The sequence below is a fragment of the Actinomadura miaoliensis genome (genome assembly GCF_039536785.1).
Lineage (GTDB): Bacteria > Actinomycetota > Actinomycetes > Streptosporangiales > Streptosporangiaceae > Spirillospora > Spirillospora miaoliensis.
Map to the genome: position 1 here is coordinate 59,477 of NZ_BAAAZG010000007.1, position 17,047 is coordinate 76,523.

Annotated in this window: 16 protein-coding genes; 2 read left to right on the forward strand and 14 right to left on the reverse strand. The window is 70.9% G+C overall.

From position 1 onward, the window contains the following. Positions 1-12: 12 nt before the first annotated feature. Genes ABD811_RS08975 through ABD811_RS08985 form a run of 3 tightly spaced genes read right to left on the reverse strand, consistent with a single transcriptional unit; the run spans position 13 to position 3,188 of the window. Positions 13-1,314: a TadA family conjugal transfer-associated ATPase gene (locus tag ABD811_RS08975; RefSeq protein ID WP_344943701.1), complete on the reverse strand. Its 1,302-nt coding sequence runs from the start codon at positions 1,312-1,314 to the stop codon at positions 13-15. Then, complete coding sequence (locus ABD811_RS08980) at positions 1,315-2,250, reverse strand: hypothetical protein (protein ID WP_344943704.1); 936 nt, start codon at positions 2,248-2,250, stop codon at positions 1,315-1,317. A 2-nt stretch (positions 2,251-2,252) separates the two neighbouring features. After that, positions 2,253-3,188, reverse strand: coding sequence for a hypothetical protein (locus ABD811_RS08985; RefSeq protein ID WP_344943707.1), 936 nt, complete (start codon positions 3,186-3,188; stop codon positions 2,253-2,255). Positions 3,189-3,865: 677 nt separating this feature from the next. Here ABD811_RS08985 and ABD811_RS08990 point away from each other — a divergent pair. Further along, complete coding sequence (locus tag ABD811_RS08990; protein ID WP_344943710.1) at positions 3,866-8,113, forward strand: FtsK/SpoIIIE domain-containing protein; 4,248 nt, start codon at positions 3,866-3,868, stop codon at positions 8,111-8,113. 9 nt (positions 8,114-8,122) lie between these two features. On the opposite strand, the gene ABD811_RS08995 is transcribed toward ABD811_RS08990, so the two are convergent. From ABD811_RS08995 to ABD811_RS09025, 7 genes are all read right to left on the reverse strand, one after another. Beyond that, the gene (locus ABD811_RS08995) at positions 8,123-8,569 is read right to left on the reverse strand and encodes a hypothetical protein (RefSeq protein ID WP_344943713.1); all 447 of its coding nucleotides are present in this window, start codon (positions 8,567-8,569) and stop codon (positions 8,123-8,125) included. A gap of 74 nt (positions 8,570-8,643) precedes the next feature. After that, on the reverse strand, positions 8,644-9,072 hold the full coding sequence (locus tag ABD811_RS09000; RefSeq protein WP_344943716.1) for a hypothetical protein: 429 nt from the start codon (positions 9,070-9,072) through the stop codon (positions 8,644-8,646). A gap of 152 nt (positions 9,073-9,224) precedes the next feature. Continuing rightward, positions 9,225-11,369 (reverse strand): DUF6571 family protein, encoded by a 2,145-nt coding sequence (locus ABD811_RS09005; protein ID WP_344943719.1) that lies wholly within the window; start codon positions 11,367-11,369, stop codon positions 9,225-9,227. 21 nt (positions 11,370-11,390) lie between these two features. Beyond that, positions 11,391-11,633 (reverse strand): hypothetical protein, encoded by a 243-nt coding sequence (locus ABD811_RS09010; protein WP_344943722.1) that lies wholly within the window; start codon positions 11,631-11,633, stop codon positions 11,391-11,393. A 75-nt stretch (positions 11,634-11,708) separates the two neighbouring features. Then, complete coding sequence (locus ABD811_RS09015) at positions 11,709-11,978, reverse strand: WXG100 family type VII secretion target (protein ID WP_344943725.1); 270 nt, start codon at positions 11,976-11,978, stop codon at positions 11,709-11,711. Between the two features lie 225 nt (positions 11,979-12,203). Beyond that, entirely contained in the window at positions 12,204-12,488 is a 285-nt protein-coding gene (locus ABD811_RS09020; RefSeq protein WP_344943728.1) for a hypothetical protein, read from the reverse strand. Positions 12,489-12,497: 9 nt separating this feature from the next. Next, entirely contained in the window at positions 12,498-12,914 is a 417-nt protein-coding gene (locus ABD811_RS09025; protein WP_344943731.1) for a hypothetical protein, read from the reverse strand. 84 nt (positions 12,915-12,998) lie between these two features. Between ABD811_RS09025 and ABD811_RS09030 the strand changes: the two genes are divergently transcribed. Continuing rightward, positions 12,999-13,496 carry a GntR family transcriptional regulator gene (locus tag ABD811_RS09030; RefSeq protein WP_344943734.1) on the forward strand — a complete coding sequence of 166 codons (498 nt, stop codon included), beginning with the start codon at positions 12,999-13,001 and terminating at the stop codon, positions 13,494-13,496. 575 nt (positions 13,497-14,071) lie between these two features. Here the strand turns inward: ABD811_RS09030 and ABD811_RS09035 are convergent. The 4 genes from ABD811_RS09035 to ABD811_RS09050 all read right to left on the reverse strand — a co-directional run bounded on the left by ABD811_RS09035 (position 14,072) and on the right by ABD811_RS09050 (position 16,991). Next, positions 14,072-14,410, reverse strand: coding sequence for a hypothetical protein (locus ABD811_RS09035; protein WP_344943737.1), 339 nt, complete (start codon positions 14,408-14,410; stop codon positions 14,072-14,074). Beyond that, positions 14,407-15,618, reverse strand: a complete 1,212-nt coding sequence (locus tag ABD811_RS09040; RefSeq protein WP_344943740.1) for a Shedu anti-phage system protein SduA domain-containing protein — start codon at positions 15,616-15,618, stop codon at positions 14,407-14,409. Before ABD811_RS09040 ends, ABD811_RS09035 begins: the two co-directional genes overlap by 4 nt. 269 nt (positions 15,619-15,887) lie before the next feature. Next, a complete protein-coding gene (locus ABD811_RS09045; protein WP_344943743.1) occupies positions 15,888-16,325 on the reverse strand; it encodes an SgcJ/EcaC family oxidoreductase in 438 nt (145 codons plus the stop codon). A 12-nt stretch (positions 16,326-16,337) separates the two neighbouring features. Then, the gene (locus ABD811_RS09050; protein WP_344943746.1) at positions 16,338-16,991 is read right to left on the reverse strand and encodes an SgcJ/EcaC family oxidoreductase; all 654 of its coding nucleotides are present in this window, start codon (positions 16,989-16,991) and stop codon (positions 16,338-16,340) included. Positions 16,992-17,047 lie beyond the last annotated feature (56 nt).

Sequence of the window (17,047 nt, forward strand, 5' to 3'; positions counted from 1 at the left end):
TCGGCGCGGTGGTCACCACGGGCCTCCCAGCGAGGTGTCGTAGCCGTGCCGGGCCAGCTCGTCGGCGCAGGCGATGGGGGCGGCGGGGACGGCGACGCCCTCGCGGCCCATCGCGAACACCTCCGACGACAGCACCCGCTGGTCGACGCCGGTGACCTCGCGGACGCTGGACACGAAGCGGCGCAGCCGCCCGCCGTGGGCGTAGTCGTTGCGCTTCTCGATGAACACCACGAAGTCGATGGCGCCCGCGATCAGCATGTGGGTGGCCTCCACCGGCAGGCGTTCCTCCGCCTGGATGGCGTAGGTGGCGATGCGGTTGAAGACCTCCATCGAGGAGTTGGCGTGGATGGTCGACAGCGACCCGTCGTTGCCCTGCGTCATCGCGTTCAGCATGGTGACGATCTCGTCGCCGAGCACCTCGCCGACGATGACGCGCGAGGGGTTCATGCGCAGCGACCGGCGCACCAGCTCGGCCATGGAGATCGCACCCTGCCCCTCGGAGTTGGGCAGCCGCTGCTCGAACGCCACGACGTTGGGATGCAGCTCGGGGAAGGCGTCCAGGCCGAGCTCCAGCGCGCGCTCGACGGTGATGAGCCGTTCGTGCGGCGGGATCTCGTTGGCCAGGGCGCGCAGCAGCGTGGTCTTCCCCGCGTTGGTCGCCCCGGCGATCATGATGTTCTTGCGGGCGGCCACGGCGGCGCTGAAGAACCGGGCCAGCTCCTCGCTGAACGTGCCGTTGCCGACCAGGTCGGGCAGGAACACCTTGCCGAGGCGGGCGCGCCGGATCGACAGCGCGGGCCGCACCGTGACGTCCATCACCGCCGACAGCCGCGAGCCGTCCGGCAGCCGCAGGTCCAGTTGCGGGTTGGCGGTGTCGAACGGGCGCGACGACAGCCCGCTGTAGGCGGCCAGGATCTGGATCAGCTCGACCAGTTCCTCGTCGGACTCGGCCACCGGCTCGCCCATGACCTCGCGGCCGTCGGCGTACCCGATGAACACCCGGTCGCAGCCGTTGATGTCGATGTTCTCGATCTCGGGGTCTTCCAGGAGCGGCTGCAGGCGGCCCACGCCGAACAGCGCGGCGTGCACGCCCGCCGCCAGCGCCTCCTCCTCTTCGGCGTTGGGCGGACGGCGGCCCGCGGTGATCTCGCCGCGCGCGTACTCCTCCAGCACCTGGCCGATCAGCGCCCGCGCGAACTGCCGCTCGTCCTCCCCGGACATGGGGGTCAGCCCGGCGGCGGCGTCGAGCCGGCGCTGCTGGGCGAGCCGGTCGCCCACCTCCTGGCGCAGCCGTTTGACCAGTGCGTGATCCACCTAGAGCCTCCCCTCCTGCAGCTGCGGGTCCAGCGGGGCCGCCGGGCCCCGGCCGCCGGGCGGGGCCGGGTGGACGGCGCCCTCGGGGCCGTGGGCGTGCGGGACGTCGGGGCCCGGCGCCGCGACGCGGGCGGCGAGCGTCCCGGCGATCTCGCGGGCCGAGCGGATCAGCAGGGACCGGTCCAGCCGGCCGCCCCACCGGCCCGCCAGGAGTTCGGCGCCCTTGGGGTCCAGCGCGAGACCGCCCAGCACCGACACCGGCGGGGGCGGCGGGCCGCCGCCCGCGGCCGCGTCGGCGCGCAGCCGCTGGTGGGCGCTGGTGACGATCCGGTCGACCTCGGCGATGGAGGCGCGGAAGTCGCGCGGGTCGGCCAGCACGACGACGCCGACCGGCGGGCCGCCGCGCAGCTCGCCCGCCAGCGCCGCGATGCGTTCACGCAGGTGGGCGACCTGTTCGAGGGTGGCGCGGGTGAACAGCACGAGCATGTCGGACGCGCGGACCAGGTCGAGCAGCGGGGTGCCGGCGCCGAGCCGTCCGCAGTCGGCGAGCACGTCCACGGGGGCGAGCCCGGCGAACGCGCGGGCCAGCGGGCCCCACAGCCAGGTCATGCCCTGGGCCTGCTCGGCGTTGGTGATGCCGACCAGCACGTCCAGGCCGCCGACCAGCCGCTGGCAGTGCTCGGCGATCTGGTCGGGGCGCAGGCCGCGGCGGGCGGTGGCGGCCAGGCTGAGCAGGCCGCGCGACGGGTTGAGCATGGTGGTGCGGGTGTCGTCGCCGCCGTCGCCGGCCGCCGCGGGCAGCCGGTACACCAGGTCGCCGCCGGCCTGGTCGCATTCGGCGACGAGCACCGGCCGGGGCCACACGGCGCCGAGGGCGACGGCGGAGGTGGTGACCCCCGGCGCTCCCTTGTCGGCCGCGAGCGCGATGAGTGCCACGGTCAGTTCCCGCCTGTGCCGGACGACCGCTGCTGCCCGTTGGACTGCTGCCCGCCCTGTTGCTGCCCGTTCTGCTGCTGCCCGCCCGTGCCCGGGTTGGGCGGCGGGTTCTGCCCGCCGTCGTCGGCCCCGGGGGACTGGGAGCCGCCCGTCCCCGGCGAGGCCTCCCTGGTCCGCTCGGGCGTGGACGCCGGAGCGGACCCCACCTGCGTGCCGTCCGGGACGAGGCCCACGGCGACCGTGCCCGCCGACGCGGCCTGGGTGACCAGCGCGGCCTCGCCCGGCGCGACCGCCACGTCCACCGACGTCAGGTCGTCGCGCAGCCGGTCGGACGTGCCGCCGCCCACGCCGAGGACGATCGCGTCGGTGGACAGCACCGTGCCCGCGCGCGGCCCGCCGTTGGCGCCGCCGACCGCGTACAGCGCCACGCGCCTGCCGGTCTCCAGGCCCCGGGCGGGGAACTGGCCGGGCTTGAGCGCCAGCCCCACGACCACGCGGCCCCGCGCGGCGTCGTCGCCCCGGCTGACCATCTCGTTGGTCAGCAGGGCGCCCTTGACCAGCGGCACGGCCGCGTACGCCTGCGTCACCCGGAGCCGCTCGGACCAGGAGATGTACGCCACGCCGGTGTCGCCGATCTGCACCTCCTCCAGCGCGCCGGCCGGGATGCGCTGCCCGGCCGCGACCGGCTGGGCGATCCGGATGGCCGACACCCGCTGGCCGCTGGCCATCACCAGGTACGCGCTGGTCAGCGCACCGCCGAGGATCAGGAGCACGGCCAGGGCGGCCAGCGCGGGCTTGCGCTCGCGCGGCGCGGACGGAAGCCGCTGCCCGCCGGACGCGCCGAGGCCGGACCGGCCGAGCCCGGCCGCCGCGCCGGCGCCGGCGGCGGTCGTCCCGCTCGCGACGGCCGACTGGTTGCTCTTCATCGCACTCGCCACGTGCTCCTTCCCGCCCCGGCGGGCGCCCGCCCCCTCGGGGTCCCGCCCGCGAATCCGTGCCCCGTCCTGCGCCTGGAGTCCGCCGCACTCGCCCTGGCGATCGCCCGGCATCCGGCATGCACCGAGCGATCCATGCTTGCGGGACGGGCGAGGTCACGTCAATGGATTCTCGGAGGTGAAGCCGCTCCGTAACCGCACCCACCGTGATGACCAGCCGATTCTCCGGCCACTTGGGCGCTTACCCGAAGTCACAGAGATCACTGACTGCGTTCGGGAAACCGCAGGTCGGGCCGGGCGAAATGGCGCATCCTGGGATCCGGCACCACCGCGCGGCCGCCGACGCGGGGGACGCGGGTGGGTAATGTGACCGGCGGCGGGGCACGATGGAGGGGCTCTGAATGCGGATCTCGTTCACGGCGCTGACCGGCCGGGGTTCCCGCGACGTGATCGTCAGCGTCGATTCGGATGCGACGGTCGACAGCGTCGCCCGGTCCCTTTCCGCGGCCCTGGACGCGAATGCGCCGGCGAATGAGCGGCCGATTCCCATGGTGCCGCGCTTTTCGAAAGCCGCCCGTTCTGCGGTCGCTCCCGCGCCGGGCGTTCCAGCATCGGGCGCCGGGTCGTCGGGCACGGCGTCGGGGAACGGCGCCCCGCACGCGCTGTGGCTGGACGGCCGCATGCTCGACCCCAAGGCGCAGGCCGTGCGGGAGCTGCGCGAGGGCGCCGTCGTGGCCGTCGAGCAGCGCACGGCCGCCGCGACCGTGCTGGCCGAGCCGACCGGCATGGTGGAGGTCCGCGTGGTGGGCGGGCCCGCCGCGGGCTCGGTGCACCGGCTCGGGCTGGGCGTGACGACCCTGGGCTCCGGCGACGACGTGGACGTCCGCGTTGACGACCCCGCCGTGCCCGCCGTCGCGCTGCGGGTGACCGTCGACCGCGAGACCGTCCGCGTGGACGCGTCGGCGACCGCGATGCTGGACGGCGCGCCGCTCGACCAGACCGGCGAGGCCGCGGTGTGGGAGCCCGGCGCGCTGCTCGCCGTCGGCGCCACCGTGCTGACGCTCGTCCCGGCCGCCGCGCCCGACACCCACCTGGAGCGGATGCCCGACGGCGGGCTGGCGTTCAACCGCCCGCCCCGCCTGCACCCGGCCCGGCCGCCGCGGCGGCTGGAGGTGCCCAAGCGTCCCGAACGCAACCCGCGCGAGCGGCTGCGGCTGTTCGGCGCGCTGCTGTTCTCGGCGTTCGGGCTGGTCATGGCGGTGGCGCTGGGCCAGTGGTGGTGGGCGCTGTTCGCGCTGGCCTGGCCGGTGATGACGGTCGGCGAGTGGATCGGCGACCGGATGCACGGCCGCAAGTCGTACAAGAAGGCGCTGCGCGACCACCAGCGCAAAGCCGCCGAGTTCGACGGCGAGCTGGACCGGCTGTGCCGCGCCGACCAGGACGAGCGCCGCGCCCTGCACCCCGACCCGGCCGAGGTGCTGCTCACCGCGACCGGTCCGCGCCGCCGCCTGTGGGAACGGCGCGTCACCGACTCCGACACGCTGCACCTGCGCGTCGGCCTGGCCGACCTGCCCGCCCGCGTGGAGCTGGTCGGCGAGGCCGACGACATCGACGTCCCGGCGGCGCGGCTGGTGCCGGTCGCGCTGCCGCTGCCCGACCTCGGCGTGATCGGCCTGACCGGCCCGCGCGCGGCCTCGCGCGGCCTGGCGCGCTGGCTGGTCGCGCAGGCCGCCGCCCTGCACAGCCCCCGCGACCTGGCCATCGTCGTGCTGTGCGCGGACGAGGAGGAACGCGCCGCCGAGAGCTGGAACTGGGTGCGCTGGCTGCCGCACTGCGCGCCGCGCGAGGGCGAGGAGTGCGTGGCGCTGGTCGGCAGCGACCCCGAGTCGGTGGCGCACCGCGTCACCGAACTGGCCATCCGCGTCACCGAACGCCGCCGCGCCGCGCAGGCGTCGTCCTCGTTCTTCGGGCAGGAACGGCAGCCCGGCGACGCCGTCCCGTACAACATCCTCATCGTGCTGGACGGGGCGCGGGCGCTGCGCCGCGTCCCCGGAATGCCGATGCTGCTGTCGCGGGGCGCCGAGTACGGCCTGTACGCGATCTGCGTGGACGACGAGGAGCGGCTGCTCCCGGAGGAGTGCACCGCCGTGGCGGCCTGGGACGGGCCCCACACTCTGCGGCTGCGCGGCCAGGGGCTGGACGCGCTCGGTCCCGTCCTGGCGGACCAGGTGTCGCCGGCGTGGGCCGACCGCGTTGCGCGCGCGCTCGCCCCCGTACGGGACGTGTCGCGCGAGGACGCCCAAGACGCCATCCCCGCCTCGGCCCGGCTGCTGGACCTGCTCGACATGCCGGATCCGTCCGCCAAGCAGGTGCTGGACGCCTGGCACCGCACCGGCGGCCGCACCACGCGCGTGCCCATAGGCATCGGCCCGGATGGGCCGTTCGAACTCGACCTGCGCACCGACGGCCCCCATGGGCTGATCGCCGGAACCACGGGGGCGGGCAAGTCGGAACTCCTGCAGACGCTCATCGCGTCCCTGGCGGTGGCCAACCGCCCGGACGAGATGACGTTCGTGCTCATCGACTACAAGGGCGGGGCCGCGTTCAAGGACTGCGCCCGCCTCCCCCACACCGTCGGCATGGTGACGGACCTGGACGGGCACGCCACCGAGCGCGCGCTTGAGTCGCTGTCAGCCGAGCTGCGTCGCCGCGAGGAGATCCTGCTGCGCGCCGGGGCCAAGGACATCGACGACTACCACGAGGGCGGCGGCACCGCGCTCCCCCGGCTCGTCCTGGTCATCGACGAGTTCGCGGCGATGGTCTCGGAACTGCCCGACTTCGTCGCGGGCCTGGTCGACATCGGGCGCAGGGGCCGTTCCCTGGGCGTGCACCTGATCCTGGCCACGCAGCGTCCCGCGGGCGTCGTCACGGCCGACATCCGCGCCAACACCAACCTGCGCATAGCGCTGCGCGTCACCGACCCGGACGAGTCCACCGACGTGCTGGACGCACCCGACGCCGCCAACATCGCCAAGTCGACCCCTGGGCGCTGCTACGTGCGTTCCGGCGCGTCCGAGCTGTATCCCGTGCAGACCGCCCGCGTCGGAGGCCGCCGCCCCGGGAGCGTCGCGGCGTCCGTTGCCCCGACCGTCCTGCCGCTCCCCTGGCAGGGCCTGGGCCGCCCCCTGCCCGCGCCCCGCGAAGCCCCGGACGACGCACCCGCCGTCACCGATCTGGCCGCACTCGTCGAGGCCGTGGACGAGGCCGCCCGCCGCGCCGGTATCGACAGGCAGCCGTCCCCCTGGCTGAACCCGCTGCCGGAGAAGGTCAGGCTCACGCCCCGTACGGCCGCCGGGGGCTCTGTGGTGGACGTGCAGCCCGTCCCGTTCGGCATCACGGACCTGCCCGCCGTCCAGTCGCGTGAGGCGCTCACGCTGGACCTGACGTCCGGCGGCCACCTCTACATCGCCGGGTCCGCACAGTCGGGCCGTTCCACCGCGCTGCGCACGATCGCGGGCTCCCTGGCCGGGGCGTGCTCCCCCTACGACGCGCACCTGTACGCCATCGACTGCGGCGCCAACGCGTTGCTCCCGCTCGTCTCGCTGCCGCACTGCGGGGCCGTGGTGAGCCGCGACCAGCTCGACCGCGTCGAACGCCTCATCGCCGCGCTCTCCACGGAGGTCGCCCGCCGCCAGCAACTGCTGGCCGAGGCGGGCTTCGCGTCCCTGTCCGAACAACGCGCCGCCGTGGCCGCCACCGACCGCCTCCCCTGGATGCTGCTCCTGCTGGACCGCTGGGAAGGGTTCGTCGCCGCGTTCGAGAACTACGACTACGGCCGCCTGGTCGACGCCCTGCTCCGCCTCCTGCGCGAGGGCGCCTCGGTCGGCCTGCGCGCGGTGTTCACCGGCGACCGTTCCGGGCTGTCCGGCCAGGTCTCCACCGTCTTCGACCGCCGCCTCGTCCTGCGCATGGCCGACCCCAACGACTACGGCTACGCGGGGCTGCAGGAAAAGCAGATCCCCGCCGCCATGCCGCCCGGCCGCGCCCTGGAGGTCGTCGGCCCCGGCCTGCCCCTGCGCGAGTCGCAGATCGGCCTGCTCGGCGACGACCCGTCCGGCACCGCCCAGGTGACCGCGCTCCAGGACATCGCACGCGCCTGCGTCACCCGCTACGGCCGGCTGCCCCGCAAACAGCGCCCCATCCACGTGGACGAACTGCCCGTCCGCGTCACCTACCGCGAGGCGATGGCCCTCGACCCCGAGTTCCTGGCGCCGTCCGCCCTGTGGGCGCTGGTCGGCGTGGGCGGCGACACGCTCTCCCCCGTCGGCATCGACCTGCTCAACGAAGGCCCCGGCTTCGTCGTGGCGGGCCCGCCCCGCTCCGGCCGCTCCACCACCCTGCGGACGATCGTCCACTCGCTCCTGGACCCGTCCGTGGGCGGCGGCCTGACCCCCGTCGTCCTCATCACTCCCCGCCGCTCGCCCCTGCGGCAGTTGTCGGGCCGCCCGGGCGTCCTCGGCGTCCTGTCGGCCGACGCCGACTCCGACGACCTCGCCGAGACCATCGGCGAGGAGCACCGCTATGTCGTCGTCGTGGACGACGCCGAACTCCTCGACGAAACCGACCTCGACGACGCCCTGTGCGGCGTCCTGCGCACCGCCCGCGACAGCGAACACGCCGTCGTCATCGGCGGCACCACCGAGGACCTGGGCCGCGGCTACCGCGGTTTCCTGTCCGACACCCGCCGCTCCCGCTCCGGCGTCCTGCTGTCGGTCGACTCCCCCGACGACGGCGAACTGTTCGGCCTGCGCCTCCCCCGCAACGCCCCCCTCGGCGGCCCCACCGGCCGCGGCCTCTTCGTGGCCACCGGCATCACCACCCAAATCCAGGTGGCCCTCCCACCCCCCACAACCGGCGACGACCGGTGACCCGCGGGCCTACGGGCGGAAGCGCCTGTCGACCGTCCCGAAGTCCTCGTCCATCCAGCTCTGCTGCCGCGCGACCTTCGTGCGCTCTGCCGGGTCGGGCGTGCCCGCCGCCACGGTGAAGAACACCGCCACGTACGCGACGATGATCAGCACACCGAGCTCGGCGCCGGGGCGTTCGTAGATCTCCTCAACGGTGAAGAGCAGCCACACGTGCGACACCAGGGCGACCAGACCGAACGCCACCGCCAACCGTGAAATTCTGCGCGCCCCTTCGGCGCTGGCGGCCACCCCGAGCACCAGGCACGCCACCAAGCTGGCAACGAAAGCGGACGCGGCCACGAGGGTGACCACCTCACCGGGGCCGAGGTCGTCGAACTCCGCCCATTCCCGGCCGTGGTCGACGGCCTTCTCCGCCGGGAAATAGTTCCACACGAACAACGCACCCGTGACGGCCATGCCCCATACCGCGCCCCTGATCCGCTGCCCCACTTCGACAGCTTCGACCGGACGAGGGCTGTCCTCCTGCTGTGTCACGACGGCCTCGGCTCACACTTGTGAATCTGCCCGAACCGCTTCTGCGCGATCCGCATGAACGCGAACATGTCCTGCACCGCATCCCGCCCCCGCACCACCGGCGCGAAGTCAATGCTCAACCACGGCCGCTCGTCGCCACAGCGAAACATGGCGATCACGTAGTTGGGCCGGGGCGAGCCGGCGGCGGGGCTCGCGAAGCCCTTCCCCAGCTCTGACGGCAAGAGATACGAGCTACGTTCAGCGTAGCCTCGTTCCTGCTGACGTACGATTTTCTCGGCGTCCTCCAGATCCCACTGGAGCCCGAGAGGGGCCGACCTTCCTGCGGCATGTGCCAGACAGAGATAATTGTCAGCGGGATCGCCACCACCAGCAGGTTTGAGCGTACCGGTGATCCCGGTTACGCGACGAAACTCCACCTCTGGCACAAGCTCGCAAATATATGGCGCCCGGTCACTCACAGGCCGCATGTCCGGACGTGGAGTTTCTCTGGCGTCCGGACGTTCTTGATTGACAGTACATCCTGCCGCCGTGAGAGCAAGGCAAATGTGGAGCCAGATCAGACGCCGCATGGCCACTCTCACCGCTGCCCACTCGGCTCCGCGTTGAAGCGTCCGTCATCGGTCCGATAATGTCCCGTTGCCTGGCTGATACCTGTGGCCATCGCACCTCCGGCCCGCTCCTGCAACTCGCGCACGCTGTACCTGTCATCCGCCCATCTCAGCAGCGCTTCGTACTGTTCCGGACCAAGTGAGTCGAGTGGACGTAGCCGCGGCGGCTCGTCGTCAGTGGCAAAAGGTTTGCCACGCAATTCTTTGCCGGTCACCTCGGGCTGTTTGACCAGCGATGAGGCGAGCATCTGTCCGAAGAGCTCCTCGATGGCCTCGGCGTTGGTGGTGGGGCGGTCGGTTACGGCGTCGGGTTTCTGCTCCAATGGCTTGGTGACTTGGGCCGCCACCTTCTCCAGTTGCTTGGCCACCAGGTGGTTGTAGGCCAGTTGCGTTACCGGGCCACCTCGGGAGCCGACGCCGGCGGCGCCGGCATCGCTGATGACCGCGGCAAGGCGCGCGACTTTGGCCTGGAGTTCCTTGTTGACGGCCTCGACGCGACCGTGCTCGGCGTAGACGGCCTGATTGCGGGCCTCCAGCAGGTGGCCGAAGATCTGAGCGTTGGCCACGACGGCATTCTTGAGGCGCGTCCTGTCCCCGGTCGCAGCGGCTTGCTGAATGTCCACCTGGGCGTGCGCGATCTGAGCGTTGAGGAGCTTGTCGAAGGCGTTGGCGTCCCGCGACACCTCCAGCAGCAGGTAGTCCAGGTCGGTATCGCTCACCGGAGCCCTGCTACGGTCCGCGCCGAGGATGGACACGCCGTATTCGTCGTTCACCTTGGTGATATGGGAGGCGAGCACGTCGGCCATATGAGGGCGCAGCCCCGATAGCGCGTCGAGTTCGGTTTTCTTGCCGTCGTCGAGCTTGATGCTCCAGTCGCCGTCCACCTTGGCGACCTTGTAGTACTTGCGGGCGTCGTCGGCGAGGACCTTGCCGGCATCGAAGGCGATGCGTTCGGAGTCCTTGTCGGTGCCGGTGGAGGCGGTCTTGATGACCTTGCCGAGGGCGTCGCCGTGGTCGGTCAGGCCCCAGATCGCCCGGCGGTCGCGCAGCAGGTACTCCAGGGTGGAGGTGGCGTTCTTGCTCTGTTTGTCGTGGGTCCAGACACCGAAGGGACGTTGGCTGAGCAGAGCCTGGGCGCCTTCCCGTCCGGACGCGGCGGCGGCGTTGAGGAGCGGGACGAGATAGTCGGTCCTGCGTTCGCCGCCGACGACCTTGGTCGTCCCGGGGTCGAGGGCGTTGCCGAGGCCGTAACGACCGGCGAGGTCGGGCAGCGGCCAGGTGTGGCGGTCCTTGTGCGTGCGGTCGTTGGCGATCATGCCGCTGCCGACCGTGGTGATGAACTCGGCGGAGAAACGGGCATCTCCGGCAGCGGCCAGCAGCGTGGACAGCGACTGGTAGCCCACCACGCCGTGCGGCGGTCTGCTCTGGGGCGGGAAGTTCGCCCGGCCCGCCGCGTTCAGCCGCTGAAGGTACTCCTGGCCGACGTAGCCGCTGCGTTTGGCGGGGTTGGTGCCGAGGGCGAGGCTGCGACCGAGGATGGCCAGGGCCTGCCTGGCGTCGCGGGCCTGGTTGTCCACGCCGTCGCGGTGCTGCTTGATGTCGCCGCCCAAGTGGAACGTGAGGTCGATCGGCAGCCGGACGACCCCCTCCGGGCCGAGCGCTTCCAGCAGCGCCTTGGCGAAGGCGGGAGTGATGTCCTCAGGGTTCACGCGGGCGAGTGCGGCCTTGGCGGCGGCGTCGCCGTCGGCGGCGCGACGCAGCAGGCCCGCGACGCGCCGGCCGTCGGCGTAGGCGACCTGGTCGGTGTAGCGGTCGGGCAGGGTGACGTAGGTCCCGTCCGGGCGGCTGATCGTGAAGGCGAGCTTCTGCCGGTCCAGGTTGTGCGCCAGGACGTTGCGGCGGCGCAGGTCGGCTGCGGCCCTGCTCGCCCAGGCGGCGATGCGTTTGATCTCCATCGCCGGGGCGGTGCTGACCCCGGCCCCGTTCAGTGACTGCCAGAGCTGGTCGGCCAGCTCCTCGAGCTTCGGGGCCGCCTGCGTCATCTGCCGCGTCATCTGCTCGAACTGAGCCAGCTTGACGCCGCAGGTATCCGGCCCGAGCCAGTTGTCCCCCATTGCCCCCTGCCATCCCCGTTGTCAGCCCAGCGGCGGCCGCCGCAATTTGTCCTGCACCAGTTCCAGGGCCTTGCGCAGCTGCGCGTGCAGCTCCCGGTCACTGCGTTCCAGCTCGTGCCCGAACCCCTTGGCGGACGCGCCACCGACCCAGGCGTGGTCGCCCATCGCACGTAGCGGCCCGGTGAAGGTGTGCCAGTGCTCGTCCGACAGTGTCTGGATGCGGTTCAGCACGAGCTGGAGGCGCAGACGTTCGGCTTCGTTCACGGGACCTCCCTTCGGGCATGGCGCGGGCCCCGGCCTCGGGGGGATGGGCCGGGGCCCGCGCGTCCTTGGGCGCGGTCAGCGCGTGGCGGCCTCGATGTTCTGCTGGGAGCGCTTGATGTCCTGGCTGCCCTGCTCGAGCGCGACGGCCATCTTGTCGAACGCGGCCTTGGCCTCGGCCCAGGCGCTGCGGAAACGGTCGGCGCCGGGGCCCCACCAGATCTCCGTGCTGCTCACCGTGCGGCCGTTGAGGTCCTTGATCAGGGCGTCGAGGTTCCTGGAGTGCTTGCTGAACATCCGGGAGAGGTCTTCGAGCGCTCCGATGCTCGCGCCCCGCTTGTCGCTCATGCCCGACCCCTTTCGTCGCTTACCCCGTTTTTTCGAGAGCGCCGACAGTTTACGGCTCAAGGATCACAGGAAGCCACCCGTACATCGACCGGGACGCGTGGTTTTGCCGCATTCTCGCCGCCCCCGCGTGGCCGGATCCGGCCACCGATTGCCCTGCTGCGCGACCCCTTCGGCACCCTGATCGACTACGGACCGCGATCTCATGACGCGCGGGATGACCGAACGTCAAGAAATCCGCAGGCTGAGCAGCCGTGCGACGTACGCGACCGCCTCCGCGATATTTCCGGCCGAGCAGATGACGCTGCCCCATTCCGACAGAAAGCACAGCTCTCCGTTGATCGATTGGAGATGGACGTCCGTGCTGAGCGGCGCCTGCGGATGGGACGCCCGCAGCACGTGTTCTCCCTGGTCACCGACGCGCAGCCGCACGGGCACCCCGTACTTCCCGAGCGCCTCGCCCAGCCGCCGCAACGGCTCCGTCGAGTCATCGTCGTCCGCACCCGGCTCCATTCGCCGAGATCACCTCCTCGTCTGAAATGCCCTACCGAGCACCTGTTCGTCCCGAACGGTCTCCGCAGCGAGCAACTCGCACAGCCGTGCCGGGGTGTCGGCGTCCAACGACGCCTGGCAGCCGACCCGCATCTGCTCCGCGCCGAGCGGCCCCCGCGTCGCCCACCACCGCCCCCGGTCGCTCACGAACACGCGCCAGCCCGGATACGCCCGCCTGATCGCCTCCATGCACGACGCCCGGGCGCTCTCACTCAGCTCGTTCGTGTCCCCGTCGGGCCACCACACCGGCCCGCGACCCAGCTCACTCCGGACGATCTCCCGACCAACACGCACCTCTCCGATCCGAGACCCCATGCCTCCTCCTTTCACGACGTCGACCGGCGTCGAAGGACGGCCAATGAAAGCCCTGCCGAGGATAGTGGCCATGTATTAGTCACGACTAGTAATGCCACGTATTCAATACGTACCTGTACGTCTAGATACGTCTCTATACGTCTACAGTTCAAGATCGTGGATCCCGATCATGAACTCGTCGCGCCGATCTACCAGCAGATCGGAAAGATCATCAGGCGCCGGATCGAGTCCGGGGAGTTGCGCCCTGGGCAGCCGATTCCCAGCGAGCAGGCGCTGGTGGAGGAGTTCGGCGTCGCACGCGAAACCGTGCGACGCGCCGTGGCCTGGCTGCGAGATCAAGGAATCGTCCACACGGTGCCGCAACGCGGGAGCTTTGTGACGGTGGACGGAGCCGCCGTGGACCCGCCGGTCTGGTCGACCGGTGATGAGGCCCCCGCGTATTTGCGCATCGCCACTCTCGTCAAGAAGCGCATCGACGCGGGCCTGCTCAAGCCGGGACGGCCGATCCCCAGCGAAAAGCAGCTGTGTCAGGAGTTCGAGGTATCGCGAGTCACCGCGCGCAAGGCCGTGGAGTACCTGCGCGACCTTGGCCTCGTCCACACCGTTCCACGGCGCGGCTCGTACGTCGCACCGCGCCACGACAAGACAGACTGACCCAGCACCACGCACACCCCGCAGACGGCGGCCCGTCAGCCGCAGTGCAAGATGCGGGCGTGCCTCGGCACGGTCGCACCGCGCACCCGCGCCATAAGCCCCCTCAGGCCCGACCGTGACATACCCGCGCGACCAAGGGCTCGTCCACACCGTGCCACAGCGCGGCTCGTACGTCGCACCGCGCCACGACAAGACAGACTGAACCTGCATCCCGCCAGGGACGCCGCAGGCGGCGGCTGGCCGGCCACGGTGTGAGATGCGGGCGTCCTGCGGCTGGTCACGCCGCGCGTCCCCCTGCAGCGGGACCCGAAGGTCCATGTGCAGATTCGTGAAGCCAGGGCAGGCTGCTTCCGGCCAGCCGGTTCGGCCCGCTACCCGGAAGGCAGCGCGTCCTTACATCCTTGAGCTTCTTCAGGCCGATCGACGTAGGCGATTTCGTGATCACTGGTTGTCCGAGGTCCGCAGCGGCCGCCTGTTGGGTGAAGACCAAATCGACGGATATGGACTGGCCGGGTAGCTCCCGTTTCTGATCTGACAGTGCGGTTCAGATCCCCGCGCCGATCGAGGTCCGCGGGTCAACCAGGGGTTGCCCGACCGCGGCCGGAGCGTAGGTGGCGGGAGACGGCCAGGCAGGAGGACAGCCATGTCGCCTCCGCACGATTGATGATCAGACCGTCAACTGTGATCACTCCGTCCATCGGGCCGTCGACCCGTATCGAATGGTCGCCGACGCGGAACATCTGCCAGTCCGCGTCGCTGTGCCAGAGCCGAGCGGTCTTCTCTCCCCGGCGCTGGGCGAAGACGAGCTCCTCCCCAAACTCGTTCCGGAAGTATCCGACGTAGTCCTCTGCGGTGACCTCACCACCGCACAGACGAGCCAGAAGCGGTGCAATCGCAGCAGGAGTGTCGTTCATGCCTCGGGCTCTTCCTTCGGGTCGGAGTCCTGCCGTGCCGACGAGAGGGTCAGCATCCGGGCGGCCGACTCCAACAAAGTCTCGTAGGTGATCACGTCTATCCGTGTCGTATGCGTGTTGTAAGTGCGCAGAGTCTCCGCAACCTCCTGGGGCGTGATGCTCCTGTTCACGTACCGAGGATGTCCGATCACGACCGTTGCCGAGGCCCTGCGGGTGTCGACACCGTAATTCGCGAGGATGGTCTGGCGGTTCTCGTCCAGGGTCCGGAGGTAGTTCTGCACCTGGGATACCGCGTGATGCGGCGGGGCGCCCAGCATGAGGTGGCCGCTGCGTCGGATGACCAGATCACTGATGTTGGCGCGTTTGAGTTCCACTACGTGCAGGGATCCGTCGCCGCGCAGTAGCGGAATGTCGAGAATGGTGTCCGGTGTGTACTGCCGACGGGCCAACTCGGCCACATAGACTCCACCGAAGATCCACTCCTGGTCCTTCAGGCAGGCGTGCAGGGCGCTTTCGGAGCTGTTCGGGTTCTCCACCGCGGCGCGCAGGGCCGCGAGGCCAGCCTGTCTGGCCCTGAGCTCGAGCAGCTGGGCCAGCATTCCCGCGTCGACGTCCCTCAGGACGTCGCTCATCAGCCGCGCGGCCTCGGCGGAGGCTGGCCGGGGCAGGTTCCGGAGAACCAACTCCATGTGTCCGTACTGCTGGAGCCGCCTCGCCTGCTGGGCGGACAGCCGGATTCCGCCCTCACCCGCTCCGATGCCCAGGTGGTCGGCGGATCGGGCGATGCCGCGAAAGAGTTCACGGGCGTCGGCAGCGGTCGCATCGGGCCTGTCACGGCATAGGACGTCGAGCGCGGCGACCGCTCGGTCGGCCGCTATGGCGACCATTCTTCGCAAGCTTTCCTCGCTACGTTGCCGTGCTTCCTCGTCGTAGTAGTTCTCCAGAATTTCGAGGAACAGCTCCCCTCCAGCGTAGGCAGCGAAACGCTGGAAGCGCTGAGCGAGTTCGAAGTCTCCGTGAAGGATGGCTTCTTGGGCCACGTCCTCCAAGGCGTCCACGAGCGGCCTGCCCTTACCGTACGTGCCACCGAGGCCTCCCATGATGCGCAGCACCGCATCGATGCGCTCCCCCACGCGCGCGTGCTCGGTGAGCTCCCGTGCCGCTTCTACCATGCGCAGGAGAGTGAAGCTGGATCGGAACGTCGCCATGCGGGCCACCCTAGGACCAGGCCCTGACAACCCCGTCTGGTGTAACCGCAAGGCAGCAGTCCCCCCAAAACAGGGAGGAAAGGGGCTGGAACTCATCCAGTAGCGTCCTCGGCTCGCTGCGGCGGCCGCACACTCCGTAAAACAGGACCAGAGCTGCTCCGCCCGTTGACGCCCCTCCTCAAGAGCTTCCAAGTGGGTCTTTGTTGGAGCCAAGTACTGATGATGGCGGCCGCGACAGTCGTTGCGAGTGTGGGGGATCGGGGGCGGGTTCAGGGGGTGGTGGGGGCGGTGGTGGGTTGGAGCTTGAAGGAGATGGCTTCCATCAGGGGCTTGCGTTGGGTCTTCTGGACGGCGGCGATCCGCCACTGGCCGGCGTCGCGGACGAGGGTGTAGGTGGCGATCTTGCGGGGCTTTCGGGCGCGCTTGCCCTTGACGACGTCGCCTCGGGTGACGACGACGGCGGTGTCCGGGCCGTGGAGGCGCACGTCGAGGACCTCCAGGAGGAGCCTGGTGCCCTTGAGGAAGCCCTCGAACAACGCCTGGTGGGCGCGGCCGATCTCCTCGGCGCCGTGGTACACGGTTCCGACGAAGGTGACGTCGGTGGCGTCGGCGGTGAAGCACGCGCCGTAGGCGGCGCCGTCTCCCCGGTTCCAGGCGTCCTGGCTCTGTTCCAGGGTGGTCAGAATCGCTGCGGTGTCGGTCGACATGACGGGGGTCCTTTACTTCTCGGCCTGCGGGCGGGTGTCGGGGGAGAACAGGAACGAGATGCGTTCCATGACCGGCTGCCGCTTGGTGTTGTGGAACGCGGCGATGCGCCAGTGGCCGTCGTCCTGGCGGACGAGCGTGTAGGTCTGCGTCTTGGAGAGTTCGCCGGGCTTCTTGGGGCTGCCGTCGTAGGTGTCGCCGCGGCTGGTGACGATCGCGGTGGCGTTGCCGTAGAAGCGGATGCCGAGGAACGAGTCGGCCAGCTTCGTGCCCTTGAGGAAGCCGCCGAACAGGGCGCGGTGGCCCTCGGTGATGTCGCGGCGGCCCTGGTAGTGGGTGCCGACGTAGGTCGTGTAGGTGGCGTCGTCGGTGAACAACGCGCCGTAGGCGTCGGCGTCGCCGCGCCCCCACGCCTCGGTCAGGGCGTCCAGGGTGGCGCATACGTCGCGGTGGCCTGTGGCGGGCCCGGTCGGGGTGACGCTGAGGCACTCCGGCGTGCCGGTGGCGCGCACGTCGGCGGTGCCGTCGAGCCACAGGTACGCGCCGCCGACGCCCAGGCCGGCCAGCAGGGCAGTGACGCCGAGGACGCGTCCGACGCGACGCCTGCGGGGGCGGGGCGCGGGCGCTTCCGGGGCTTTGGGAGCGGCCGGGAGGTCGGTAAGGGACATGGTTCCTCCGTCATGGTAGCTTCTTATAAGAAGTTTCTTCTTTGAAGAAGTCTCTT